Below are 26,444 nucleotides of genomic sequence, written 5' to 3'. Positions count from 1 at the left end.
GCTCGAAAATAGCGAGTTCTTAGCGGCGGTCAATTGGAACGTAGTGTTGGTTGACCGGACCGGTGTAATCCGCGCGAGGGCGGATCAGGCGATTATTTTCATACTGTTCCATGATGTGTGCCGTCCAACCGGACATACGGCTGATAGCAAAGATCGGTGTGAACAGGTCTGTTTCGAGACCGAGTGAAATGTAAACAGATGCGGAGTAGAAGTCAACGTTTGGCTTCAAGCCTTTTTCGCCGGAAATCATCTCGTCGATCTTCACAGACATCTCATACAGCTCAGGGCGACCGATTTGCGCGGTCAGTGCTTTGGACATTTCTTTCAACCATTTCGCACGTGGATCACCGTCTTTGTATACACGGTGTCCGAAGCCCATGATTTTTTCCTTGTTATCCAGCTTGGTGCGGATGTAGGATTCTACGTTAGCCATGCCGCCGATTTCGTTCAGCATTTTCGCTACTGCTTCATTAGCGCCGCCATGCAGAGGGCCTTTGAGTGTACCGATTGCAGACACGATACCGGAATAAATATCAGTCAGGGTCGCAACAGATACGCGAGCAGAGAATGTAGATGCATTAAACTCATGGTCAGCATGCAGGATCAGAGCAACGTCAAACGCTTTTACTGCCGTTTCTGTTGGCTCTTGGCCTGTGAGCATGTAGAGGAAGTTTTGTGCAATCGTGAAATCTGCACGTGGAGCTACTGGCTCCAGACCTTTACGCATACGCTCGTAAGCAGCGATCAAGGTAGGAGTTTGCGCCATCAAACGGATGGATTTCCGATAGTTGGCTTCAGGAGACATATCTTGCGCTTCTGTGTCGTAGAGCGCTAGCGAAGAGACAGCTGTGCGCAACGCCGCCATTGGGTGTACGCCTTTTGGATAGTGGCGAATGCTTTCCAGCACTTCTTGGGCCACTGCTGCATTTTCACCCAATTGTTTTTTCAAAGCGTCTAGCTGATCACGCTTCGGTAACGCTCCATGCCAGAGCAAATATACAACCTCTTCAAAAGTTGCATGTTCTGCCAGCTCATCGATGTTGATCCCGCCATAGCAAAGAACCCCATCGACGATCGAACAGATGGATGATTGAGCGGCAACAACGCCTTCAAGTCCACGAGTAGTTGTCATAGAACTCCCTCTCCTTTTCCACTCAAGTAGTAGTGCTTATCTAGTCTTCGCTTGTCCGCCATGACTGATAAACGACCTGATCAAGTTCAAAAAGACGACTTTTTGAACATCCTATCTATGAAATTGTAAGCAGCGGTTTCTTTCATCCACCACTCTTGACAGGGAATGTATCCACGCAAATCCTCACAAGGTCGTACATGAATATGACGCTCGTGTAAGGGGAGAGGCGAGAGAAAAGAATCCACTAAGACGACCCAATTATAAAAGATTATTGCGATTTTGTGAATAAGGTTGGCGAAAAAATGTTTCGAAGGGTGAAACGGAGTTTTGTTTTTTCGCGATTCTTGCTCCACCTATCAGGCATGCTGCATAATAGAAACATCAGTAATTTGTTCGCACCTTCGCGGCGGAAAGGAGAAATCGTTTGAATCAGGAAAACTGGGTAGAGCGCCTCTTTCAAATCATTCGCTTGTTATGGGTTTGCCTTCTTATCTATGTAGGGATTTGGGTATTCCAACATGCAACACCCTTACTGTACCCATTTATAATCGCTTTAGTCATTGCGCTCATCATCAACAAACCAGTTACGTTTATGACTAGAAAGTTCCGGATTCCACGCTGGCTTTCGGTCATTATCGCGCTCTTGGTTTTGATGCTGCTCGCGGGCGGAGTGGTCACACTGATTATCACGGAAACGGTCGTGGAAATCGGAGAGTTGGCCAAACGTTTGCCAGTCGTTTCACAGGAGCTGGCCCATTATTTGCAAAATACGATTTCTCAAGACTTCTTGATGGGTATTTACAATCAGATTCAGTGGTTTTACGATCAGCTCGACCCAGGTTATAAGGATAAGCTTGCCAGTACGGTAGGCAGTGCCATCTCGACCATCACGAATGTCGGACAGGACTTGATCGTCAAATTCCTGGATGGATTGAAAAACCTGCTTGTCTCCCTCCCAAATATGGCGACAGTTTCCGTCATTTCCATCATGGGTGCCTTCTTTATCTCCAAAGACTTTGCTCTTTGGGAAGCGCGGGGTCGCCGTCTTTTGCCAAAAGGGGTAAACAGCCGTCTCGATCAAATTTTTATCGATTTGCGCAATGCCTTATTCGGATTCGTCAAGGCGCAGTTGACTCTCATCTCCTTAACTGCTGCCATTGTGATTATTGGTCTGTTGTTCATGCGTGTCGAATACGCAATTACGATTGGCTTGATCACGGGCTTGGTCGATCTCTTGCCTTATCTTGGGACAGGGACCGTCTTCGTTCCTTGGATCATTTACATGTTTTTCAAAGGCAATTACACGATGGTCATCGGCTTGTCCATTTTGTATGGGGTCGTCTTGATTTTCCGGCAAATTATCGAGCCAAAAGTCGTTGCGGAAAACGTCGGTCTCGACCCGCTCCTCACGCTGGTCGCGCTGTTTGTTGGCCTCCAGCTGTTCGGATTCTTGGGCTTGATCATCGGACCTGTTTCACTCGTCATGATCAATGCTTTGGTAAAAGCCAACGTCTTCGTCGATGTATGGGGCTACATCCGCGGGAAGAAAACCTGACCCAATATAAAAAGAACCGCTTGCGAGCAGCTTGTGCACAGCTCGGAGCGGTTCTTTTTTACAAGAAATGTCTGTCTGTATTAGCGGCGGAAAAACAATTGAACACGACCAGACGAGATGAGGTTCCACAACCAGCGCTTCAACAGATAACGAATAATCATCCGTGTGTACGGAATGAGGAAGACCAGTCCAATCACATCCGTGACGAATCCAGGCAACAAGAGCAAAATACCACCGATCAAGATCAAAACACCATCGATGAGCGAATCCGTAGGCATTTGCCCACGCCCCAGCTGGTGTTGGACCATCCGAAATACTTGCATCCCCTGCTGCCTCGCGAGCCAAGCTCCCAAGATCCCCGTGAGAATTACCAGCACGACTGTATTCCAGCCGCCAATCCACGATCCAATGGTAATAAGCCCCCAAAGCTCTAATCCAAACGCGACGACAAACAGAATGGCAAAAAAGCGGAACATGCCTATTCCCCTCCTTTATGCTGGGAGTCCAACCAATCATAGATGTCGGGCTCTGCTCGCGACAAGCGAATCGGCCTCAAAGCTGTGTTGGTAAATACATGCATCGTCTCTCCTGACACCAACAGCTGTTGGTCAGGCAATCTAACAATCTCATAAGCAAAAGTGAGACGGACAGGACTGATCTCTTTTACACGCGTCCGTATTTCTACCTCATCGTCATAGCGGGCGGGCTGTTTGTATGAGATATTAGCGTCAGTGACAGGCAGAAGTACGCCTTTTTCCTCAAGCTCACGATAGGTGATCCCCGCATGGCGAATCAATTCTGTTCTTCCTACTTCAAACCAGTTCAAGTAATTCGTATGGTAGACCACACCCATCTGATCGGTTTCGCCATAGCGGACGCGCAATCGATGGGAATGAATAATGGGAGTCATTTTGGATCGCTCCTTTCTCTATAGGATGATTGTACCATAGTACCCCTATTTGGCTGTAGTGGTGGGGAGGAAACAGGAGAAAACGCTCAGCTTCTTGTCCCACCCGCTGGGGGATTGACTGCCCGCCTCCATGCAAAAAGCGAAACCGCGTCCAAAGTGGTCCATTCAGGATGTTATTTCAGAGGTGGACGCTTAAGGGCGTGTTTCGCTTTTTGCATTCCGTCTCGGTCGGTGTACCAAAGATCTTCGCTTTTTTCTCCTGTTTCCTCTACGAGCTTTCCAAATTGATCGTTTTTTTAAAGAAGTGAAAGAATGAAGAACCTATTCAGTTACGTCAGAGAAGAATATTTCCAGACGTAGCGACTTGTGGAGTCCTACCGAGCGGAGAAGGGATTAGCGGGCAAAAGAAACGCAACCGTGCCCACGCGACGGAGCGGCTACCACTTTTGCGTTTCCCCGCTAATCCCTTCGGAGCGGGCAGTCTCAGCCCTCAGCAGGACGGAGCCTGGAGCCTAGCCTGGAAATATTCTTCTCTCCACTACAGCCACATAAAAAAACAGGAGCAGACCGTTGTCTAACAGTCTCCCCCTGTCTCAATTTATTCGGATCGCTTAACGAATCGGGCAAGCTCCGCCTTCGCAAGATTCAGCCGTGGACAGATCAGCCTCGCCGCCGGTTTCATACTGCTGCAAAATCGCAGGATCAAATGACTTCATGGACTGCTTCAATGCCTCGTACTGTTCTTTGGTGCACTCTTCGTATGGAGCCAATTGGTAGTTTCCGCCATCCAATTGCAAGAAGGATACACCTACGAAATTATCCCAGTTATCGTAAACGATGTCTTCTACTTCTGCCCATTCTTCCTTGCGTACCGTAATGGTGTTCGAAGAGTTGTGCTCGGTATATTCTTTCTGGAAACGGAAGTACGTATCGAATTGGCGTTTTGCACTTACTTCGTTCTTCGTTTCTTCTGCGCCTGATGCTACAGGGAAATCGATTACGAGTGTACGTGCATTTGCCATGCGCTCTTCATAGGTTTCGCCTGGTGTTCCTACCTCTGGGTTGACTGTCCAGCCGAGAGTTTGTACCGCTTTTGCCAATGGGTCCTCAGCATTGATGCGAATGCGGCGGATGTAGTACGGCGAATGGGACCAGTGCAGACCGCTGGAGACACCACCAGCTACTTGAGACAGCGTACCTTCCGGCTTCACGGTCGTTACCAAGAGTGGAGAGTTCACACGCAGCTCATACGCATAACGGTTCGCCTCGTCACGAGCAGCATCGCCCAGCTGGCGCAGCAGTTCGAGCTCTTGCTCTTCTGTATAGCCAAGGGATGCCAACGCATCCTTCACACCAGTAAGGGAAGTTCCGAGCAAACGGTCACGCTGTTGAACGGTATCCCAATGCGGCAGTTCCAACGTAACCAGTGTCATGCGCAGACCGGCACGAGCAGATTTGCGTTGTGCTTCCAGCAAGCCATCGAGATCCAGATACTTGGAGCCATCCTCGCGATCCTTCACGAATTCAACCAGATTGACTGTCGTCAGGTTGCAGACGCCATAAGAATCGAGCAGGATTTCTGCACAAGGGTTCAAGCCTTCTGCATTTGGACGACGACGGTTTGCTTCTTCCAAGTTGATGAAGCCTGGTTCGCCTTCCAATTGCATCAAGGTGAACACGAGGTTCAAGAATGGCTTGGTCGGTTGTTTAGTAAAGGCGATGGAGTTGTTGGACATGCGGCGGTGATCCAGACCGAAGCGTCCGTCTCCTACATTTTGGATGCTGTCAAACCATACAGGCTTGTGCTCTCCCAACAGCTCTCCTACACGACGGTGGTGGTTCAGCTGATCCTCTGTCCAGAAGCCGTTGATCCCGTATTTCGCCAGCATGCACTCGTAGTCATCGTGATCGAACAGGAAAATTTCCGCTGTACGGCGTACGCCACCTACTACAACGTTTGCTCCGATGAGGTTTCCAATGTCGAGAATATGGATCGGACGGATTTTGCCGTATCCTTTTTCATCACTCTCGATTGGTGCCAAATGCTGGTCGATTTGGTTTTTCAACACTTTATCGATTCCTTCAAACATTTCACGAAGCGGCTCATGACCACTAGCAGTCCCGCCAAAACGCTTCAGTCGCTCGCCTTTCGGACGCACGCTGTTATAAGAGATTTTCACGGTGTGAATGTGTTCGTAAGTGGAATCTGTCAAAATTTGCAGGTAGAGGCGGAGGGATTCTACCCAGCCTTCTTTACTGTCTCCCACATAAATTTTGGCAAAGCCGTTATCCAGTACATTCAGCTCAGAACGCTCCAGGCGTTGATGCTTTGGTAGCGGTCTGTATTCAGAAGAGAGCAGGGAAACATTCGTGCGAATCGGGCCCAGTCCAGCAGCCATTTCCTTCGTGCATTTGAAGCCTACTCCAGTTCCTACCAAGAGAAGGTAGAAAAGATCGCCCAAGTCATCCCAAGACTTGATGTTCAGGAAGGAGCAGTTGAAGTTCGCCAACGGATACAAATCCGCTACGCCGTTGTCTGCACCGCCAACCCACAAGGTACGGCCAGACAAAAACTGGCGAAGGTTGAACATGTTGTCAAACAAACCTTCTGCCTCTTTTTCCATTGCGCGAGAATCAGCGTACATTCCGATTTTGTTCAAATGCTGATAAGCCAGCTTAATATTGTAATCCACCGAGCGGCGGCAAGTTTCTTTCCACGTTTCCCGTCTTCCTTTTTCCGGTACAAAGCGAGAATAAGTACGGTAGTAAACAAATTGTCCCAGAGGACTCATATGGATCGGAAAATCAGGATATTGATCTAAGAATTCATCCCGCAAAAATTGAGTTCGGGATACGGTTTCGGTCGCCAGCATATCGTTCCTCCTTCGAATCTTTCCTCTCTAGTTTAACTATCTTTATCTGTAAAACTCAATAGCTTTACCTATATATTGTGTGAAATAATTTTCGACAATACCAGATGTTGTGTTTGCTCCAAAAAAACACTTGACACAAAATCCCGAACATTGGACGTACAAAAGGACCGTTTTATGTTCAGCCTTTTTCTGGCAACAAGCGCTACAACACCCATTCTGTCATGATTTGGAAACCCCGAACGTATGGATTTCATCCGCACTGACACAAAGCCACCGACCGATTTTAACAGATTCCCACTCGCTTTGCACCACCTAATAATCACCGTTATCTGGGAAAACTTATCAGGTAGTTCGTCGGCTAATCCTTTTTACACCAAGCCAAAAAAGGGTGACCCTTGGTCACCCTTCAGAGGCATTCTCCATTAAAGATGAATAGTATTACCTACAAAATCCGAGCATGTCCTGAGTAAATATGCCCACGTTCAGAATCCACGGTTACGATTTGTCCGTCCTTCAATACATCCGTAGCAAATTGCACACCTACGATGACTGGAACGCCGAGATTCAGGCCTACGATGGCTGCGTGAGAGGTAAGTCCACCCTCTTCGCAAATCACCGCTCCAGCCTTGCCAAACGCTTCAATCATATCGGAGTCAGTACCGATGGTTACCAGGATTGCTCCTTCTTCTACCTTCGCCAGCGCCTCTTCAGCGGATCTAGCAATTACTACCTTGTTTGTGACAACTTTTCGTCCGATTCCTTGTCCTTTTGCTACCACATCGCCAATAACGTGAATTTTCATCAGGTTCGTTGTCCCAACTTCACGCACAGGCACGCCTGCAGTGATCACAACGAGGTCGCCATGACGAACGAAGCCTGCATCGAGCGCCTCCTGGACAGACATCTCCAGCATTTCATCGGTTGTATTCGCCATTTCGCCCTTCACCGGATACACACCATTTACGAGTGCAAGACGGCGAATAATCGCTTCATGCGGCGTTACAGCCACGATTGGTGCTTTTGGACGGAACTTCGATACCATGCGAGCTGTGTGTCCGCTTTCGGTCGCTGTAATAATTGCTGCTGCGTCCAGATCCAATGCAGCATTAGATACAGCTTGGCTGATAGCATCCGTAATCGTCACTTGTTTGAGTTGTGCTTGTGCATACAAGATCTCACGATAATTCAGCTCTTGCTCTGCACGTACAGCGATGCGCACCATGGTCTCGACAGACTCAACCGGGTATTTACCAGCAGCCGTCTCTCCAGAGAGCATGATTGCGTCTGTACCATCGAAAACGGCGTTCGCAACGTCACTCGCTTCCGCACGTGTTGGACGTGGGTTGCGTTGCATGGAATCGAGCATTTGTGTCGCCGTAATGACTGGCTTCGCGAGTTCGTTACACTTCTTGATCAGCTTCTTCTGAACAAGTGGTACTTCTTCTGCCGGAATCTCTACGCCCAAATCACCGCGCGCAACCATGATTCCATCTGTTACTACCAGAATATCGTCTACGTTATCGACGCCTTCCTGGTTTTCGATTTTCGCGATAATATCGATACGCACGCTATGGCGCTCCAGGATTTTGCGAATCTCCAAGATATCCGATGCTTTTCGGACGAAGGAAGCCGCAATGAAATCGACACCTTGTTCAATACCGAATTCGATATCCTGCGCATCCTTTTCTGTGATACCTGGCAAGTTGATTTTGACACCCGGAACATTGACGCCTTTTTTGCTCTTCAGTGTTCCACCGTTTTTGATCAAGCAGACGATTTCAGTGTCACTTACTTCTTGTACAGTCAACCCGATCAAGCCGTCGTCGATCAAGATTGTATCGTCAATTTTTACATCACGAGGCAATTCCGGATACGTAATGGAGACGCGCTCTGCGGTACCCGCTACTTCTTCAGTGGTGAGGATCAGCGTATTTCCTTCTACGAGCTCAACTGCATCTACTGCAAGCGTACCCGTGCGAATTTCAGGACCTTTTGTATCCAACAGGATTGCAACAGGTTTCCCGGTTTCTTTTGATGCCTGACGAATGTTTACAATTCGTGCCGCATGCTCCTCATGGGAACCGTGCGAGAAATTCAAACGCGCTACGTTCATCCCTGCTTCAATTAATTTTTTTAGTGTTTCAACCGTTTCACTCGCCGGTCCGATGGTACACACGATTTTTGCTTTCCTTAACATAGGATGTAAGCCTCCTCTACACTCCGAAAACTGTCAGTTTTATATAGATAGCGTGCGCGCCAATTGATAAATGGATAAATCCAATTGATGCTTGTTCGCCAATGCTTCTTGAAAATCAACATCAACGATCTGGTTGTTCTGAATCCCAACCATCCGGTCCTGCTTGCCTTCCAGCAACAAATCGACAGCTGCTGCACCCATTCGGCTCGCCAGCATTCGGTCCATCGCAGTAGGGGAACCACCGCGCTGGATATGACCCAGTACCGTTACGCGAGTCTCCCAGCCTGTCTCTTTCGTGATCGCTTCGGCATAAGAGGTTGCACTTCCTACCCCTTCCGCCACAATGATGATGGAATGCTTTTTGCCACGGCGTTGTCCAGCATGCAGACGCTCAATAATATCGTCCATCTCCTGCGACGCTTCCGGGATAATAATGGACTCAGCACCCGCTGCAAGCCCTGCCCACAATGCCAGGTCGCCAGCATCTCGCCCCATCACTTCAATAATGTACGTGCGTTCATGCGAGGTGGCTGTATCGCGGATTTTATCGATCGCTTCCACAACGGTATTCAATGCCGTATCAAACCCGATCGTGAAATCGGTGCATGGAATATCATTATCAATCGTACCCGGCACGCCAATGGTCGGGAAGCCTTTTTCGGTCAGCTTCTGTGCACCGCGAAACGACCCGTCTCCCCCAATCACAATCAGACCCTCAATTTCATGAGCACGTAATTGCTCCACTGCTTTTTCCTGCCCGGCTTCCGTCTTGAACGTTTCACTACGAGCAGAGTAGAGAATGGTTCCCCCCCGTTGGATAATATCCCCAACAGAGCCCAGAGACATCTCCTTGATATCTCCCCTCATCAGCCCTTCGTATCCGTGGTAAACCCCAAACATTTGTACCTCATGAAAATGAGCACGACGTACAGCCGCCCGGACTGCGGCATTCATTCCAGGAGAATCTCCACCGCTAGTGAGAACTGCAAGTTTCCGCATGGAATCCACCTCTCCAATCGTATCGTCTTTAGCATGCCATTTAACGGAAACAGTATGTACCATACTTTGTATGAAACACGCTGTATCACTCAATTCCTCATATCTGTTATACACTCAAAAGATATGTGCCATACTTTTTGAAAGCTCTGATAACTCTTTCATTCGACTTCGATTGTAGCAGATTTTCCTCGGAGAAAAAAGAAAAAAACGCCCCCTGTTTCTTACAGGGAGGCGAATTCTCCGATCTGTTTAAACTTCTCGTAACGGTCCTGTATCAATTCATCTGGAGTTAAACGGCCCAGCTGTTCTAGTTGTTCCGTGATGACCGCCTTGACCATCCCTGCCTGCGCGATCAAATCACGATGGGCTCCTCCGAATGGTTCATCAATAATTCCGTCAATGACTCCTAATTCCAACAAATCAGGTGCCGTAATTTTCATCGTCTCCGCTGCACGCATGCCCAAGCTGGAATCTCTCCAGAGAATCGCAGCGGCACTCTCCGGTGCAATCACGGAGTAATAGGAATTCTCCAACATATAGATGCGGTTGCCTACGCTGATCGCCAAGGCTCCGCCGCTTCCGCCTTCTCCGATAACGATACAAATAATCGGCACACCAAATGTCGCCATTTCACGCAGATTGCGAGCAATTGCTTCGCTCTGACCGCGCTCTTCTGCCGCTTTTCCAGGATATGCCCCTGATGTATTGATAAAGCAGATGATCGGCCGACCGAACTTGTCCGCCTGCTGCATTATACGCAAGGCCTTTCGATAGCCCTCTGGGTGAGCCATCCCGAAGTTGCGCTTGATGTTGTCTTTTGTGTCTTTCCCTTTTTGGTGACCGATGATCGTAACCGGGCGCCCATCCAGCTTGGCAATTCCACCGACAATAGAATGGTCGTCTCCGAACAAGCGGTCTCCATGAACCTCGATAAAATCAGTAAAAAGTAGTTGTATATAGTCCAAAGTCGTTGGCCGTTCCGGATGACGAGCCAGCTGTACGCGTTGCCAAGGAGTCAAGTTGCCGTAAATTTGCGCAGCAAGCTCTTTTGATTTTTGTTCGAGACGCTGTACTTCGTCAGAGAAGTCAATTCCCTTTTCCTCTGTAAAACGGCGCAATTCCTTAATCTTATCTTGTAATTCTACTAATGGCTTTTCAAAGGAGAGCTCGCCTGCCATGTTTCTACTCCTTCCCGAGACGTGTGCATCTCTACCAGTTTGGACAGCGTATTTCGCATATCCTTACGGTGTACCACCATATCGAGTTGCCCGTTTTTCAACAAGAATTCCGCTGTTTGAAAGTCTTTTGGCAACTCCTGACGGATCGTTTGCTCAATGACTCGACGCCCAGCAAAACCGATCATAGCTCCTGGTTCTGCGATATTGTAATCTCCCAACGAAGAAAAGCTGGCTGATACCCCACCATATGTAGGATTCGTCATGACCGAGACAAACAGCAAGCGTTCGCGATCCAATCGAGACAACGCTGCGCTGGTTTTCGCCATTTGCATCAGGCTCAATACGCCTTCTTGCATACGCGCTCCACCAGATGCACTGAACAGAATGAAAGGCAAACGCCGTTCGATCGCTTGCTCAATTGCGCGCGTGATTTTTTCCCCGACGACCGATCCCATACTCGCCATACGGAAACGAGAATCCATGACCCCAATCACGATCCGGTTCCCACCCAGGAGACCTTCGCCTGTAATGATCGCCTCGTTCAAGTTGGTGTTGGCCATATCTTGCTCCAGTTTTTCCAAATAGCCAGGAAAACCGAGTGGATTGGCTGTAATCAAATTGGCATCAAATTCTTCTGTCAGAACCCCATCATCCAGAAACGCTTGCAGACGCTCTGGAGCGGACATGGAGTAGTGGAACTGGCAGCCTTTGCAGACGCGCAAGTTCTTCTCCAAATCCTTCGAGTAGTGAATCGTCCCACAATGTGGGCATTTATTCATCAATCCCTCAGGGACTTCCTTTTCTTTCGTACCCGCTTCCTTGCTAGTGTTGGTGGAAGCAGGGACACGTGCTAGTGTCTCTGAAGGAACTGTAGCGAATTTGCGCTTTTTCCCAAAAAGATCTTTAAGCACAGGTACACCCACCTTTCTCTTCAGTGAAGGATCGTGCCGAGTACATCCCGGACTTCGTTTAGTTCGCTCTCCGGCACAAGAATCTCGTATTGCTTCGAGACCTTACCTTCGCGAACCTTTACCAAAAACCCTTCATCTGTCAAACGTTGCTGTATCCGTTCTGCAATTCTAGCGCTAGGAGCGATGTAGATGACCGTCCACATGCTGGCTTCCTCCTCAATCGTCCAATACAGGTCTGCATCATCATATCACAGCGCCAACGCCCCTCGCAAATTGGGGGAAAACTAAAGCTTGCTGTTCTCCAAATGCTTTTTCATTCTCTCTAATGCGACGTTCACATCGCCTTCGCGAATGGCTTCCATAATCTGTCGATGCTCTACGAGTGCTGCACTCGCTCTGCCTTCACGCGACAGTGATTCAATACGGATACTGTTGCTGTATTCAACCAAAGGCGTCCAGATGCGATGCAGAATCGAGTTGCGACTGGAGCGACATATGACGCGATGAAACTGATAGTCTTCCTCCGCTGGTACCTCGCCTCTTGCTACTCTTTCCTCTGCAATGGCCAGTATGCGTTCCATTTCATCAAAATGCTTGTCAGTCGCCCGTCTACAGGCTAAGCGGACAGCATCCAGCTCTAGCATTCGGCGCATTTCGATCAAGTCCTTCTTGGTTTTGGTATCCCGCAGGATAAAAAAGCCAAGAATATCGATCAGCCGATTGTGTCGGTAATGCTTGAGGAAGGTGCCTTCCCCGCGACGGGTCTCAATGAGCCCGAGCAACTCCAGAGCCCGAAGAGCCTCGCGTACAGAGGAACGACCTGCTCCCAGTTGCTCGGACAGCTCTCGCTCAGACGGCAGCTTGTCCCCGGGCCGCAAGTTTTGCTCCTGAATGATTTCATGCAGTTGCAGGAGAATTCCTTCGTAAACCTTTCGATCTTGGGAAGAGTCGAGCACGATTATCCTCCTTACTCGTACCTTCAACGAGGAGCACCCTCCACGTTTATAAAAAGCCTACGTTTTTGCGGAGGGTGTGTTTGCGAATGCCTCGATAAAGAGTATGTTACGCTTCTTGGTAAGAGATAGCTGTCAATTTCGTTGTCTTTTGTTTTACTTCTTCCGGATCAACTGTGATGCGAGCAACACCCGTTTCCATCGCTGCTTTTGCTACTGCCGCAGCTACGTTTGGCGCTACACGTGGATCGAATGCGGAAGGGATCACTTTATCCGCAGTAAGCTCTTCTGGCGTGATCAGGTCTGCGATTGCATATACAGCAGCCAGCTTCATTTCTTCGTTGATCTCCGTTGCACGTACATCCAAAGCGCCACGGAAGATTCCCGGGAATGCCAGTACGTTATTTACTTGGTTCGGGAAGTCGGAACGGCCTGTACCGATTACTGCCGCACCTGCTTCTTTTGCTTCTTGCGGCATGATTTCTGGTACTGGGTTTGCCATAGCGAAAATGATCGGATCGCGGTTCATCGAACGAACCATATCCTGTGTAACAGCGCCAGCTACAGATACACCGATAAATACGTCAGCGCCCTTCATTGCATCAACCAGGTCACCTTGCAGCATGCTGCGGTTCGTGATTTTCGCCATTTGTTCCTTCACCGGATTCATACCGAATGGACGGCCTTCGTACACGATTCCTTTTGTATCAACCATGATCACTTCTTTAACGCCCATGGAAATCAAAAGCTTCATGATTGCGATACCAGCTGCACCTGCACCGTTCGCTACTACGCGGATATCTTCCAGCTTTTTGTCAACCACGCGCAGAGCATTGATCAGTCCTGCCGCTGTAACGATTGCTGTACCGTGTTGGTCATCGTGAAAAATCGGGATGTTTGTTTCGCGCTTCAGACGCTCTTCGATTTCGAAGCATGCAGGAGCTGCGATATCTTCCAGGTTAACGCCACCAAAAGTAGGCTCGAGCAGTTTTACTGTCTCTACGATTTTATCTACATCTGTTGTATTCAAGCAGATCGGGAATGCATCTACGCCTGCGAAGGATTTGAACAAAACTGCTTTACCTTCCATAACCGGCATTGCTGCTTCTGGTCCGATGTTTCCGAGACCCAGTACAGCAGTACCGTCGCTGACTACTGCAACCAGATTGCCTTTCATCGTGTAATCGTACACTTTGGACTTGTCATCAAAAATATCTTTGCAAGGTTCAGCAACCCCAGGAGAATAGGCAAGACTCAGATCGTAAGCATTGCGAACGGGTACCTTGGTCACTGCCTCCAATTTTCCTTGATGTTTTCTGTGAAGCTCCAGTGCTTCCTCTCTCAGGTTGGACATGAGATCCCACTCCATTTCACGATAATAGTTTCTATGATTGCTTGTAGGCAGTAAAAACGCCTGGGTTATTCCAAGTGGTCTGACCACTCATTGAGTTATGCTCTCAATATAATAAAAAACTGTTCTCCTGTAAACCTGCCGAAAACGGCGAAAAAGGGAGGACATTCCTCATCCTCCCCAATTTATAGGCATTTCTTTCCGAATTACGCTGTCAGGCCCCACAATTTCTCGCGCTTGCTCCAAAAATGACTCATCTACGTCAACCCAATTTGCTTCTGGCAGGCGAATTGTCTGTCTTTTTCCTTCGTAGAAGAGGATAACGGGAATCGTTCCTTTTTTTTCGACAAACAGCCGTGAAAGTCTTTTCAGCGTCGAATCGTGTTCTTGCTCTGCCGATATTTTGACAAATAATACGGTCTCGGACTTTGGCTGGGGCAGCGTTTGTGCATCCCAGAAACGGGAAGCCAAGAGCTTGACCATATCGTCCTGATGATCGACTCGGGCTTCTGCCACGACGATTTGCTCGCGTTCGAGCAATGGCGCATACTTCTGATACACCTGCGGGAAGACGACCAGCTCTACGGGCGCCGTTTTGTCCTCTAGCGTAATAAACGCCATCGGGTCCCCTTTTTTTGTTTGGATGCGTTTGGCTTCTGTTATCATTCCGAATACTTTTACCGTTTTGTCGCGCGGCACATCCCCCAATGAAGAGATCACTGCTACTTCCGGGCGACTCGCGACATGGGCAAACTGGTCAAGTGGATGACCGGAGATGTATACCCCGATCAAATCCCGCTCCTCTTTTAATTGCTGCGTATGTGAGAGCGGCGGTACCTCAGGATATTCTGCCAGCTCGCGCAAAGGTGCCGCATTTTCTTCTCCCGCAAATAGATTGAGCTGGTTGGCGTCTCGCTCAATTCTCTTGCTGTTTGCCTTCCCTACCGCTTCATCCAGCAATAGCAAAAGCTGACTGCGATGTCCTGGCAGCGAGTCCAGCGCGCCGCATAAAGTGAGTGACTCTACTACTCTGCGATTGACTAACCGTGCATCCACGCGGGCACAAAAATCAAAGACGTCGCGATACGGTCTGCCTTTGCGCTCTTTCACGATCGATTCAATGGCACCGTAGCCGACGTTTTTCACTGCGGCCAGACCAAAGCGAATCGCATCCTGCTCCACTGTAAAGTAGGCCAGGCTCTTATTCACGTCAGGCCCGAGCACGGTAAGGTGCAGTCGCCGCGCTTCTTCCGTGTACTCGGCAATTCTCGTCTGACTGCCAATCGACAACGAGAGTAGCGCTGCCATGAACGCAAGCGGATAAGTTGCTTTCAAATAAGCCATCTGGTAGGCGATGACCGCATAAGCCACCGAATGGGCTTTGTTAAAGCCGTAATCGGCAAAGCGCACGATCAAATCGTAGACTTGATTGCCCAGCTCTTCTCCGTACCCTTGGCGGACACAACCAGCCACGAACTTCTCCCGCTGCTCCGCCAATAGCTCCCGTTTCTTTTTCCCGACCGCTCGGCGCAAAATATCTGCCTCACCAAGACTGAAGCCTGCCAGTGTCGAGGAAATCTGCATAATTTGCTCCTGATAAATCATAAAACCGTGCGTCTCCCGCAAAATCGGCTCAAGGACAGGATGAGCGTACTGTACTTGGCTAGTCCCGTGTTTGGCGGCGATGTACTGCGGGATGATCTCCATCGGCCCCGGGCGATACAATGCCAGAACCGCAATGATGTCATCGAGGCTGCTCGGCTTCAAATCTCGCAGCACATTGCGCATCCCCGAAGATTCCAGTTGGAAAATGCCAGTCGTCTCCCCACGCGAAAGCATACGGAACGTTTTCTCATCGTCTGTCGGTAGCTTATCCAGATCAAGCGATATTCCCTGCTCCTGCAAATGACGTAACGTCTCCTGAATAATTGTCAAATTGCGCAAGCCGAGGAAGTCCATCTTCAACAATCCGACTTCTTCGAGAATTTCCATCGGATACTGCGTGAGCGCCAAGCCTTCATTGCCCGTCTGTAATGGAACGTAATTCGTCAGCGGTTCACGCGAAATGACGACACCCGCCGCATGTGTGGAGGCGTGGCGCGGCAAGCCTTCTACGCCCTTTGCTGTTTCGATCAGTTGTGCTGCCTGTTTGTTTTCCGCGCATAGCTTGCCGATATCCGGGTTGATCTGCATGGCTCGTTCAAACGTCATGCCTGGCGATTGCGGAATCATTTTGGCCACGCGATCCACGATGCCCAAAGACAAGCCTAGCGCCCGCCCAACATCACGCACTGCTGCACGAGCCGCCATCGTACCAAAGGTAATGATTTGGGCAACACGATCATGACCGTACTTGCTCGCTACATAGTGAATGACTTCGTCACGGCGCTCTACGGAAAAATCAATATCAATATCGGGCATCGTCACCCGCTCCGGGTTAAGGAAGCGTTCAAAGAGCAACTGAAAGCGAAGTGGATCGACATTCGTGATTTTCAAAACGTACGCGACCAGACTACCTGCCGCAGACCCGCGTCCTGGTCCAGTCGGTATCCCGTTTTCGTGAGCGTATCGCATGAAATCCCATACAATCAGGAAGTAATCGGTGAAGCCCGTCCCTGTAATAATCGCCAGCTCGTGATCCAGACGCGCTTGCACCTCCGGCGTAATCTCGCCGTATCGCTCCAAGCAGCCCTTTTCACATCGTTCACGCAAATACTGTGTTGAATCTTGTCCCTCTGCCAAGGGAAATTCCGGCAAAATATGCGCGCCAAAGGTAAGGTCCAGCTTGCACCTGTCTGCAACGGCTATCGTATTCGCTAACGCCTGGGGTGCAAAGGCAAAGAGCGCCGCCATTTCCTCAGCACTTTTCAGATAGTATTGATCCGTCTCGTAGCGAAAACGGTTTTCTTCGCCAATCGTCTTGCCTTCTTTGATCGCCAACAAAATATCATGCTGCTGGTGATCCTCCCTGTAGATGTAGTGAACATTGTTCGTCGCAATCAGCGGAATCCCCGTTTCCTGACTCAGTTTCACGAAACGAGTATTCAGCCTGCGCTCCACTTCCAGGCCATGATCAGCCAGTTCCAAATAAAAATGCTGTTCACCAAACATTCGCTGATACTGGAGGGCTGCTTCTTTCGCAGCGTCTGCTTCTCCAGCCAGTAGCAGCTTGGCTACTTCTCCTTGCTGGCAGCCGCTCAGTGCAATGAGGCCGTCTGTATGCTTTGCCAACACCTCTTTGTTGAGACGCGGAAGAATGTAGTTGCCGTCTGTATTCGCGATTGTCGCCAGCTTCAGGAGATTCCGGTAGCCTGTTTCGTTTTCAGCGAGAACGATCAGATGACTAGGCGGCGGTGCATTTCGCACGCGATCTTGAAGATTTCCTTCTATTACGTATATCTCCATACCGATAATCGGTTGGATGCCTGCCTCCAGACAAGCTTTATAAAACGGGATCGCCCCGTACAGATTGGCATGGTCTGTCATAGCCAGTGCATGCATGCCCAATTCATGGGCTCGCTTCACTAGCGAATCGATACGTGCTGCTCCATCCAGCAGACTGTACTCCGTATGAACATGCAAATGGACAAAGGAGGTCATGATATTACCCCTCTCACTTTTCACGATTGAAACTTTCTCTCTTACATTATACCGGAAGTATAGCTCATACGGACGTTAAGAACAAACGTTCTTACTTGTATTTGACCGTTCTCCCCTGATTTTGGTAGGATGGGTAATACCAGAATGGCTAGAAAGGATGAATCCATATATGTGGTCTGCCTTTTACTTGACCGGTGTTCTCGCTTCCCTGGTAGCCAGCGTCTACTATAGTATCCATGCGCGCAGACGAGGCATCCATCCGCTTGAATCGCGTATGTTGCTGGGGAAAATGAATGTGTCATTGGGGATACTCGTTTCTTTGTTCGGCATCAATCAGTTTACTTTTGATTCTCTCGATACGATCCGCATTGTTGTTGCGTTGATCATGCTGATTGTAGGGGCTATGAATTTATTTTTGGGAACTCGCAATTATTTCCGTTATCGTACAGCTTGGCAGGCAGAATTGAAAAAAGGGGTATAAGTGTTCAAAACCTCAATAAGAAAAAGGCATGGGAACAAATTACGTTCCGCATGCCTTTTTCATTTTTGGGAAAACGATGACTGGAAATACTTTTCCTCTATTCCCAGCTGTTTATCATACAAACCTGATAGAGCTCTCGCTATAATGAATTTGTGTGACATTCTATTGCTTCGACAACCTGAGCGGCAGTGCCGAAGGTTGTCCTTTTTTCTGTTCAATTCAGAAGGAAACAATTTCCCGCTATTGCAGGTCTTCGGCTTTTGCCCAGATTTCCTCCGGGTTCAGCTCATAAATGCTCTCTTCTCGATACATATAATGATTCATGATGAATTCCCGGCGAATCGTAGCATAATCCTCGTGGAATTGGCGAATGTATTCGTTGATCTCTTGTTCCTTGTACTTGCGACCTTTTTCTAACCCACGGACCATGTATTCAAAGACGATCAGCTTTTTCTTACGCTGGGACGGGATTTGTTTCAGCTTGCCATCTGCCGTAATAAAGCTGCGAATGACCTGCATTTTTTCCGCTGCCATCTGGTGCCTCCTCTGAACATGTGAGTTGTCTTGCTCAAAAATGTCCTCTGCTGTCGAATCCTTTGCCTTTTCCATGACGTTCACGATTGCTTGCGACTGGCGTTTTACATTGGCTTCGTGCAAGTAGAAGTAAATGGTGTTTTTATCACGACGTTCGTAAACGACACCTGCTTCTCGAAGCTTTGCCATATGGTGGGTAATGGTGGGAGGTGTCACGCCGAGCTTGCCTGCCAACGCCTGTCCGTGCAGGGGGCCATTTGCCAAAATCGCGAGAATGCGCACGCGCGTCGGGTCTCCGAGTGCTTTGTAAAAGGTGACGAGTTGGTCTAATTGCAAAACGGGGCACTCCTTTCTTTGTTTAATCGCTCTGATTAGATGATATTCTAATTAGATGATAAGTTGAATTGCTTTGCCTGTCAATTCGTGGGCGACATAACCATTCTATATCGTTACTGTTGGTGACAGCGGAAAAAGGAGAAAACACTCGAGCTTCTTGGGCCCCCTGCATGGGGGTCATTCCTGCACGGCTCCGTGGAAAAAGGGAAACCGCGTCCAAAGTAGTCCTCCAGGGAGCATGTTCAGAGGTGGACGCTTAAAGGCGTGTTTCCCTTTTTCCCCTGCGCCTCGGCTGGTGTCCCAAAGAGCCTCGCTTATTTCTCCTTTTTCCTCGAAGCGGCTGTAGTCTTTGTTGAAGCTTATTTTGTCAGTCAATCAGGGATGTTTTTTACTTCATGGAAGAACTTACAAGATGCTTTTTTACCAAAGCTGCGTAGAAGAAGCGCATTTCCAGTCCAAGCGCCTCTGGAGCCCTACTCAGTGTAGGAATGAATGACGGGGAATTTCAGCTTTTATTACATACAAAAACGCATTTGCGTTTTCTGGTTTGAAGCGCTCCCGCCATTTATTCCGAAGCGGACAGTCAATCCCCCAGTGGGGCGGAGGCCGAAGCGTAGACTGGAAATGCGCTTCTTCTCTCCACTACAGTTACTTTTCCAAACAAAAAAGAACAGTCATAAAGAGACTGTTCTTTTAACGCTCAATAATTTGCGCAGTAATCATTGCCTGCCCCACGAGCTGTTCGCCGTGGAATACGGATACTTCGACTTTTCCGAAGCGGCGGCTGATGTCCAATAGGCGCGGCTTAACTTCGATGTGACTTTCCATCTGGACAGGCTTCAAGAAATAGACGGTGATATTTTCCGGTACCATGTCGCCACGACGATGGTGGCGCAGCAGGTTACAAGCAGCCTCGACCATGACCGTCGTCATGATTCCGCTGGCAATCGTACCGAGATGGTTGGTCATTTGTGGGCTCACATCCCCCAGATAGACCATCTCATCTGCCTGTCGCTCCTCACGGAAATGCGACATGATCAAATTCGGGAACGTTTCACTCATCTGTGGTTGCTTGGCTGTAAATTGCAGCGCTTTTAACACGTCGTTGCGGCTCAAGACCCCTACGAGCTTGCGATGGTTGTCAACGACAGGCAAAAGCTCGATTCCTTCCCACACCATGGTGTGCGCAGATGACGCTACGGATACCCGTGGTGAGGTCGTAATCGGGTTCTTTGTCATGACCTTGTCGATCGTCGCAGTTTCCTCATGACCAATGATGTCTTTGGAGGTAACAATCCCAATCAGGCGCATCTGCTCGTCAACGACGGGGAATCTCGTATCCTGATACAGCTCCGTATACTGGTGCCACTTGGCAACAGAATCTGATGTCAATAATACAGGCGTTTCTGCAAGCGGCTTCAAAATATCCTCTACCATTACAATTTCTTTTTTGATCAGGCGATCGTAAATGGCTCGGTTAATCATCGATGCTACCGTAAAGGAGTCGTAGCTGGAGGAGATGATTGGCAGCGCTAAGCGGTCAGCCAGCTGCTTGATTTCCTCACTTGTATCGAATCCCCCGGTAATTAATACGGCAGCCCCTTGCTGCAAAGCGATTTTGTGCGCCTGATAGCGGTTACCGACAATCAAGAGACTCCCCGCATCAATATAGCGCATCATGGCTTCGAGCTGCATGGCCCCTATTACAAATTTATTCAAGGTCTTATGTAAGCCTTCACGTCCGGCTTGCACATGACCATCGACGATGTTCACAACCTCCGCAAAGGTCAAACGTTCAATATTTTCCTTTTGCTTCTTCTCGATTCTCACCGTACCGACACGCTCAATGGTGCTGACGTATCCTTGCGTTTCCGCTTCCTTGATCGCGCGGTATGCAGTCCCTTCACTCACATCCAGGTCTTTCGCGATCTGCCGCACGGAAATCTTCGAACCGATCGGAAGGCGATCAATATGTTGCAAGATTTGTTCATGCTTCGTTGCCATATTGCTATTCCCCCTTCCTTTTCTCCCACCCGTTCCATGTACGTGCGCTCCTTCGACCAATATACCCGAAGGCGGGGCAAAAAAAAAGGGTAGCTTTTTCGAAAGCTACCGACCAGAAAGTATATCATTAAGGGGGTTTTCATCGTGCTTTTATCATACCCAAGGAATATTACAGGATTATTACAACACAGTTACAGTTTCTTTTCAGTTTTTGAACTTCCTTTTTCTTAGCCGAGGAAGTTTGCCAATAATCCTTGGAAAAGCCCAATAATCGCGCCAAGGATAAATCCGAGCACGGTAATCATGCGGAATTCCTTGCCTGAGATTCCGACTACCATCTCTTCAATTCTTTCAATCGGGAAACCCTCTACTTGCCGGGTAACAATATCTCGAATGGCCAGGCGCGAAAATATTCTCTCTATGTTTTGTTGCAGCGTGTCCACCATCCACTTTGCCAAACGAGGAACGAGTTCCGTTGTCACCGTCTCAGAAAAAGGCGCTGTCAAACGAGACAGAGGCTCGTCCACGATGCGCAGGCTTTGCTCCTCCAGCTTGGCAAAAAGCTTCCGCGCCCAATCGTCCACTTGATCTCGCCCAATCCAGGCAACCACCTCGCCCACATTTTTGTCCAAGAGCTTGTCCGCTTCCTTATGCAAAAAGTAGTGCACGCGCTCCGAAAGCTCTCTGCTTTGCAAAAGCTCATCGAGATACGGGAGAATCTTGCCCAAAATCTTGTCATCCCCAAGAAACATCCCGACTAAGCCACCAAACATGCCTCCGCCTCCACCGAGCAATCCGCGAACCATGTTTTGCAAGGTTTGCTGGCCTTCCGGAGAATGTAAATATTCGCGAAAACGTTTCAAGAGCAGTTCGCTCACACTGCCAAGTGCAGCATCCAGACGCTCTCGTCCGTTGTCCGTAACCAACTCTCGCAGTTTTTTCTCTTCATATTGTGCCAGAACCCGTTCGACAAAAGTACACCATTTCGCCTCGATAGGCGCGCGGACACCGTCACTCCACGTTCCGTCTTCCTTAAATAACTGTGGCATCACCGTGAGCAACGCTTGACGTAGACTACGCTCATCTGTCATCCAGTCGCGAGCAATGGTGTTCATCCATCCTGTCAGTGTGCTCTCCAAACCACTCTGGTTCAGCGCACGCTTGACCCCCTCTGTCGTCAGCAAATGTTCTTCGACGAGTCTGCCCATTTGTATCGCGATATCGTCCCGTCTTCTCGGAATCAATCCCGGGGTAAAAGGCACTTTCCACCTGCCTATATACCACGGTTTTACTGGTTTAAACAGCATTCGGATGGCTAACTCATTCGTCACTCCACCGATGACAGAGCCTACTGCAATGTTCACTAATAGTATCCAAGCGTTCATAAATCCTAACAACCTCTCTTCTCTACATGGCACCAAACGTTTTGGATGCTCATACCATAGACTAACTTTGCCTGATGGGAAGGGGATACTCATGTCCTACGTTCCAACAATCGTTGTCGAAAACGAGATAATATCAGAAGTAGACCTTTACCTGCCCCAGGCGCACTTGCGCAAATGGAATCTTTCAACACCGTCCACCATTGCTGTTCAATTTGGGAGCAAAACCGTTTCCGCACGCGTAGGCGGATGGGAACGGGGAGGCAAAACCTCGGGTAAAACCTTCATTCGACCATCTTTAGCTCAATCACTTCATCTGCCCAGGGGCGTTCCACTCTTAGTCCGTTATGATACGAGTCAGAAAACAATCGTTTTCGGACCGTATGTAGGTGTTCTTGTTTCGAGCTACAATGCAGCGTTCTCGCAAGGACCCTTTGGACACCTAAACTCTTTCTTTCAGGAGATGTCCGATATCACCCGTAAACGCGGAGGTATCCTTTGCGCATTTCGGCTTCAGGATGTCAACTGGGATGCGGGAATCGTTCGCGGCCTCGTTAGAAAAGGGGGCGTCTGGAGACAAACCTTTCTTCCGCTTCCACAATGCATTTACAACCGGCTCGTATCCCGCCAACGCGAACGAAGTGAACAGATGGCCAACTGGGTTCAACGCTGCAAGGACGCTTCTATTCCCTTTTTTAACGAGCGTTTTTTGAATAAGTGGCATGTACACGCCGCTCTCGAGAATCAACCGACAGCCTCCGAACATCTTCCCAGTATGGTTCGTTATTTGAAACAGGAAGACCTGCGGCAAATGCTATCTACGTATCGCACCGTTTATGCAAAACCAGCTAACGGCAGCATGGGACGCGGGATCATTCGAGTTCGCAGTTCGCCCGAGGGATACCAGCTCGCGTTCCCCGGAGGATTGCGCAAATCATTTGCTAGCATTCAAGGCTTACATCAGTATTTGCAAAAAAGGACAAAAGGTACATCCTATTTGCTGCAACAAGGGTTACCGTTAATCGGCATCCAAGGACGACCGACAGATTTTCGTGTATTGGTACAAAAAGACCGAAAAGGCGAATGGTCCATCACTTCCATGGTAGCTCGCCTGGGATTAAACCACATTGTTTCCAATATATCCAGAGGCGGGCAGATGATGACTCCCCTTCAGGCGCTGCGAGTTTGTGGACCACGGGCGAGCGCGATTCGACCATCCCCTCAAACGTTACGCGCAGTAGCACTTAAGCTCGCCATCCTTTTAGAAGAATCACTGCCCGGGCAGTACGCAGAATTCGGAATTGATCTGGGAGTCGATGTCCATGGACGGGTGTGGCTATTGGAGGTTAACAGCAAGCCATCCAAGTCAGCCAAAACTGTTCCATTGCCTGAGGGTGCCGAAGAGCTACCTCGGCGTGCTCGCCCTTCTGTCATTCGCATGCTGGATTATTCCGCCTTTCTAAGTGGTTTTCCCCGGACCATTCAACCACAAAAGACGATAAAAAGAAGACCGAAGCGCAACAAAAACAGGCGAAGGTGACCTACATGACAGCATCCGAGAGAAGTCTTGGCATCATGGCCCGGTGCCAAGGCTCCCACTTTGTAGACAAAGGGTACTACAAAAAGCTTACGCTCTATGGACGCAAGCACGGCATTCGCGTCTTCGTTTTTTCACCACGTCAGGTTAACTTTTCCACCCGTATGGTAAAAGGCTTCGAATATCGCAATGGGTCCTGGCACGCAAAAGACTTCCCAATCCCCGCCTTTATCTATGATCGTTGCTTTGTGGGCCCATCTTATCGCCACTATAAACCATTTGTGGAAAAGTTGCAAAACGATCGCAACATTACGTTTTTGGGGCATGGTCTGTCTGGAAAATGGCAAGTGCACCAGTTGCTCGTTAAGTCCCCTCTCCTCGCCCCGCTGCTCCCGCCTACTGAAATATTCTCATATCCTGTGCTCCATGCAGCCTTGCAAAAATACGGGGCAGCCATCATCAAGCCGATGGCGGGAACTCACGGTATTGGCGTCGTGAGAATCAAAGAAATGCGCAGTGGCTATGAAGCTTCTGGACGAAACCGAGACAATAAGCCTTTCACCAGGCGAATTCCTGACATTGCCGGATTAAAAAGTTTTGTGTCTGTCTTTACTGCTGGCCGCAAGTTCCTGGTTCAGCCCTATTTGGAATTGCATACCCAGGATGGTACCCCATTCGATGTCCGTGTTCTCGTTCAAAAAAACGAGCTGGGTAAATGGGGGACAACTGGCAAAGCTGTGCGCCTGGGAGACAAACGCAGTATCACCTCCAATTTGCACGGAGGAGGGAAAGCAACACCTCTGGCCTCTTTCCTGCCCATTCACTTCACATCCGCAAAAGCGGCACGCATCGAGCAAACAATCAACCGAGTGGCGGAAGAGCTTCCCCGTTTTTTGGAAGAGTCACACGGCAGACTCGTTGAGCTGGGAATCGATATTGGCATCGACACCGCAGGTAATGTTTGGATCATCGAGGTAAACAGCAGACCAGGGCGAACCGTTTTTCGCATGATTGACGACCCGACTGCACAACTGCATTCGATTACTCAGCCTGTTCGCTACGCCCACTATCTCATGAAAGAGCGTGTAGGAGGTTAAAGCATGGAAACGTTCAGAATGCGGCTTCGCTTCCTTTCAAACCCCCGTATCAGTGGGATTATCCTGCCAGCTACTCTCTTCCAACAGCTACAGCTACGGCAACGCCAAAAAATTAAAGTCTTACTGGGTAAAAAGGAAGTAGTCGCAACTGTCTTACAAGATAAACGCAATCCGGATACGAACGTCATGAAAGTGACGACGCTCTTGCAAACGGAGCTGGGCATTCCACACCCTGGCTTGATCCAGCTCAAACTTGAGGGCTCCGCACTCCGGATCGGTCCTTCAATCGGGATCGTTACGACTGGCATAAGACGAGATCCCAAGCAGCCCATTGGCCCTCGAACCTCGTTTTTTTACAATCTGTTACAAGCTCAAGAAGGGAAAGGCGTTTTCTACTATATCTTTTCCCCAACCGATGTGGACTGGGAATCCAATACGGTCAAAGCTTGGTTTTTGCGAAGAAGCAAGTCAGGCGGCTACTTTTGGAAGAAGCATGTTACCGCCATGCCCGATGTCGTCTATGATCGTATCCCCTCTCGTTCGGCAGAAAAACATGAAGCTGTTCAAGAATTCAAGTATCGACTCGCCAGTTACCCCAATTTACCGATGTTCAATCAGGGCTTTTTTAACAAATGGGGCGTGCACCAACTGCTGTATCCGAATCCAGAAGTGAATGAGCATATCCCGGAGACTTACACCTCTCCTTCTCTTACAACTGTTCGAAACTTGCTGCGTAAATACCCCATCGTTTACTTGAAGCCCAAAAATGGAAGTCTCGGGTACGGTATTGTCAAAGTTGTTCGCCAGGCAGGCGGTGGCTTTACTGCCTCCTATCATACAGGCAGCGGCAATGTAAAAAGACAATTTTCCAAGCTATCCAGCCTTTATCAGCATGTCTTCCGCAGTCGTCGCGTCAGTTCGTATCTGGCACAACAGGGCATTTCGCTCATGACATTCCATGGACGACCGTTTGATTTCCGTGTTCACTTGCATAAAAACCAGCAAAACGAGTGGGTCGTCTCCTGCACGGCAGCCAAGGTTGCCGGTTCTGGCAGCGTAACTACCCACGTACGCACAGGTGGAACTGTCATCCCCGGCGATGACCTGTTGCAGCACCTGTTTGGCAAACAAAAACCCCTCATGACTCAGCGCATTTCTGACGCGTCGATCCGACTCGCTACCGCAATTGAACTGGCAAAAGGGATTGATTTAGGAGAATTGGGGCTAGACATGGGGATTGATACCCAAGGCCATGTCTGGATGTTCGAAGCGAATTCCAAGCCTGGCCGTTCCATATTCAAGCACGCCCGTCTCAGGCAGGCTGATCACGAATCACGCAAGCTGCTCGTCGATTATAGCTGTTACTTGGCCAATTTCTAGTCGCACGCGATCTGTACCGTTTTTCAGGAAGGAG

General features: G+C 49.1%; 20 protein-coding genes. 5 read left to right on the top strand and 15 right to left on the bottom strand.

Features of this window, described 5'->3' with window-relative positions; all coding sequences use genetic code 11:
• Window positions 1-19: 19 nt before the first annotated feature.
• Window positions 20-1,132, bottom strand: a complete 1,113-nt coding sequence (gene citZ / locus ACKKE8_RS07935; RefSeq protein ID WP_106841708.1) for a citrate synthase — start codon at window positions 1,130-1,132, stop codon at window positions 20-22.
• Between the two features lie 424 nt (window positions 1,133-1,556).
• Here citZ and ytvI point away from each other — a divergent pair, with 424 nt between their 5' ends.
• Complete coding sequence (gene ytvI, locus ACKKE8_RS07930) at window positions 1,557-2,687, top strand: sporulation integral membrane protein YtvI (protein ID WP_409177688.1); 1,131 nt, start codon at window positions 1,557-1,559, stop codon at window positions 2,685-2,687.
• A gap of 80 nt (window positions 2,688-2,767) precedes the next feature.
• On the opposite strand, the gene ACKKE8_RS07925 is transcribed toward ytvI, so the two are convergent.
• The 11 genes from ACKKE8_RS07925 to ACKKE8_RS07875 all read right to left on the bottom strand — a co-directional run bounded on the left by ACKKE8_RS07925 (window position 2,768) and on the right by ACKKE8_RS07875 (window position 17,659).
• Window positions 2,768-3,163 (bottom strand): FxsA family protein, encoded by a 396-nt coding sequence (locus ACKKE8_RS07925; protein ID WP_409177687.1) that lies wholly within the window; start codon window positions 3,161-3,163, stop codon window positions 2,768-2,770.
• Window positions 3,164-3,165: 2 nt separating this feature from the next.
• Window positions 3,166-3,597, bottom strand: coding sequence for an acyl-CoA thioesterase (locus tag ACKKE8_RS07920; RefSeq protein WP_409177686.1), 432 nt, complete (start codon window positions 3,595-3,597; stop codon window positions 3,166-3,168).
• 611 nt (window positions 3,598-4,208) lie between these two features.
• Entirely contained in the window at window positions 4,209-6,470 is a 2,262-nt protein-coding gene (gene nrdJ, locus ACKKE8_RS07915; RefSeq protein ID WP_409177685.1) for a ribonucleoside-triphosphate reductase, adenosylcobalamin-dependent, read from the bottom strand.
• Between the two features lie 442 nt (window positions 6,471-6,912).
• Complete coding sequence (gene pyk / locus ACKKE8_RS07910; RefSeq protein ID WP_409177684.1) at window positions 6,913-8,667, bottom strand: pyruvate kinase; 1,755 nt, start codon at window positions 8,665-8,667, stop codon at window positions 6,913-6,915.
• 39 nt (window positions 8,668-8,706) lie between these two features.
• Complete coding sequence (gene pfkA, locus ACKKE8_RS07905) at window positions 8,707-9,666, bottom strand: 6-phosphofructokinase (protein ID WP_409177683.1); 960 nt, start codon at window positions 9,664-9,666, stop codon at window positions 8,707-8,709.
• A gap of 221 nt (window positions 9,667-9,887) precedes the next feature.
• Window positions 9,888-10,844: an acetyl-CoA carboxylase carboxyl transferase subunit alpha gene (gene accA / locus ACKKE8_RS07900; protein WP_409177682.1), complete on the bottom strand. Its 957-nt coding sequence runs from the start codon at window positions 10,842-10,844 to the stop codon at window positions 9,888-9,890.
• The gene (accD, locus tag ACKKE8_RS07895) at window positions 10,811-11,755 is read right to left on the bottom strand and encodes an acetyl-CoA carboxylase, carboxyltransferase subunit beta (protein WP_409177681.1); all 945 of its coding nucleotides are present in this window, start codon (window positions 11,753-11,755) and stop codon (window positions 10,811-10,813) included. Before accD ends, accA begins: the two co-directional genes overlap by 34 nt.
• Before the next feature lie 20 nt (window positions 11,756-11,775).
• Complete coding sequence (locus ACKKE8_RS07890) at window positions 11,776-11,958, bottom strand: hypothetical protein (RefSeq protein ID WP_007725347.1); 183 nt, start codon at window positions 11,956-11,958, stop codon at window positions 11,776-11,778.
• An 81-nt stretch (window positions 11,959-12,039) separates the two neighbouring features.
• A complete protein-coding gene (locus ACKKE8_RS07885) occupies window positions 12,040-12,711 on the bottom strand; it encodes a FadR/GntR family transcriptional regulator (RefSeq protein ID WP_012685105.1) in 672 nt (223 codons plus the stop codon).
• Between the two features lie 106 nt (window positions 12,712-12,817).
• On the bottom strand, window positions 12,818-14,062 hold the full coding sequence (locus ACKKE8_RS07880) for an NADP-dependent malic enzyme (protein ID WP_409177680.1): 1,245 nt from the start codon (window positions 14,060-14,062) through the stop codon (window positions 12,818-12,820).
• Window positions 14,063-14,230: 168 nt separating this feature from the next.
• Window positions 14,231-17,659, bottom strand: a complete 3,429-nt coding sequence (locus ACKKE8_RS07875; protein ID WP_409177679.1) for a DNA polymerase III subunit alpha — start codon at window positions 17,657-17,659, stop codon at window positions 14,231-14,233.
• Between the two features lie 169 nt (window positions 17,660-17,828).
• Here ACKKE8_RS07875 and ACKKE8_RS07870 point away from each other — a divergent pair, with 169 nt between their 5' ends.
• Window positions 17,829-18,140 (top strand): YtpI family protein, encoded by a 312-nt coding sequence (locus tag ACKKE8_RS07870; protein ID WP_409177678.1) that lies wholly within the window; start codon window positions 17,829-17,831, stop codon window positions 18,138-18,140.
• Between the two features lie 240 nt (window positions 18,141-18,380).
• Here ACKKE8_RS07870 and ACKKE8_RS07865 read toward each other — a convergent pair whose 3' ends face one another.
• From ACKKE8_RS07865 to ACKKE8_RS07855, 3 genes are all read right to left on the bottom strand, one after another.
• On the bottom strand, window positions 18,381-19,010 hold the full coding sequence (locus tag ACKKE8_RS07865) for a metalloregulator ArsR/SmtB family transcription factor (protein WP_409177677.1): 630 nt from the start codon (window positions 19,008-19,010) through the stop codon (window positions 18,381-18,383).
• Between the two features lie 693 nt (window positions 19,011-19,703).
• Entirely contained in the window at window positions 19,704-21,014 is a 1,311-nt protein-coding gene (locus ACKKE8_RS07860) for a DRTGG domain-containing protein (RefSeq protein WP_017250740.1), read from the bottom strand.
• A gap of 227 nt (window positions 21,015-21,241) precedes the next feature.
• Complete coding sequence (locus tag ACKKE8_RS07855) at window positions 21,242-22,399, bottom strand: DUF445 domain-containing protein (protein ID WP_409177676.1); 1,158 nt, start codon at window positions 22,397-22,399, stop codon at window positions 21,242-21,244.
• A gap of 91 nt (window positions 22,400-22,490) precedes the next feature.
• On the opposite strand from ACKKE8_RS07855, the gene ACKKE8_RS07850 reads away from it, so the two are divergent.
• The 3 genes from ACKKE8_RS07850 to ACKKE8_RS07840 are packed head-to-tail and all read left to right on the top strand — an operon-like array spanning window position 22,491 to window position 26,410.
• Window positions 22,491-23,936, top strand: a complete 1,446-nt coding sequence (locus ACKKE8_RS07850) for a YheC/YheD family protein (RefSeq protein ID WP_409177675.1) — start codon at window positions 22,491-22,493, stop codon at window positions 23,934-23,936.
• 5 nt (window positions 23,937-23,941) lie between these two features.
• On the top strand, window positions 23,942-25,030 hold the full coding sequence (locus tag ACKKE8_RS07845; protein WP_409177674.1) for a YheC/YheD family protein: 1,089 nt from the start codon (window positions 23,942-23,944) through the stop codon (window positions 25,028-25,030).
• 3 nt (window positions 25,031-25,033) lie between these two features.
• The gene (locus tag ACKKE8_RS07840) at window positions 25,034-26,410 is read left to right on the top strand and encodes a YheC/YheD family protein (RefSeq protein WP_409177673.1); all 1,377 of its coding nucleotides are present in this window, start codon (window positions 25,034-25,036) and stop codon (window positions 26,408-26,410) included.
• The last annotated feature ends 34 nt before the right edge of the window (window positions 26,411-26,444 follow it).

The organism is Brevibacillus fortis, assembly GCF_046196545.1.
GTDB classification, from domain to species: domain Bacteria; phylum Bacillota; class Bacilli; order Brevibacillales; family Brevibacillaceae; genus Brevibacillus; species Brevibacillus fortis_A.
The sequence above is the reverse complement of the archived record's forward strand: the minus strand, read 5'-3'. Positions and strand labels throughout refer to the sequence as shown.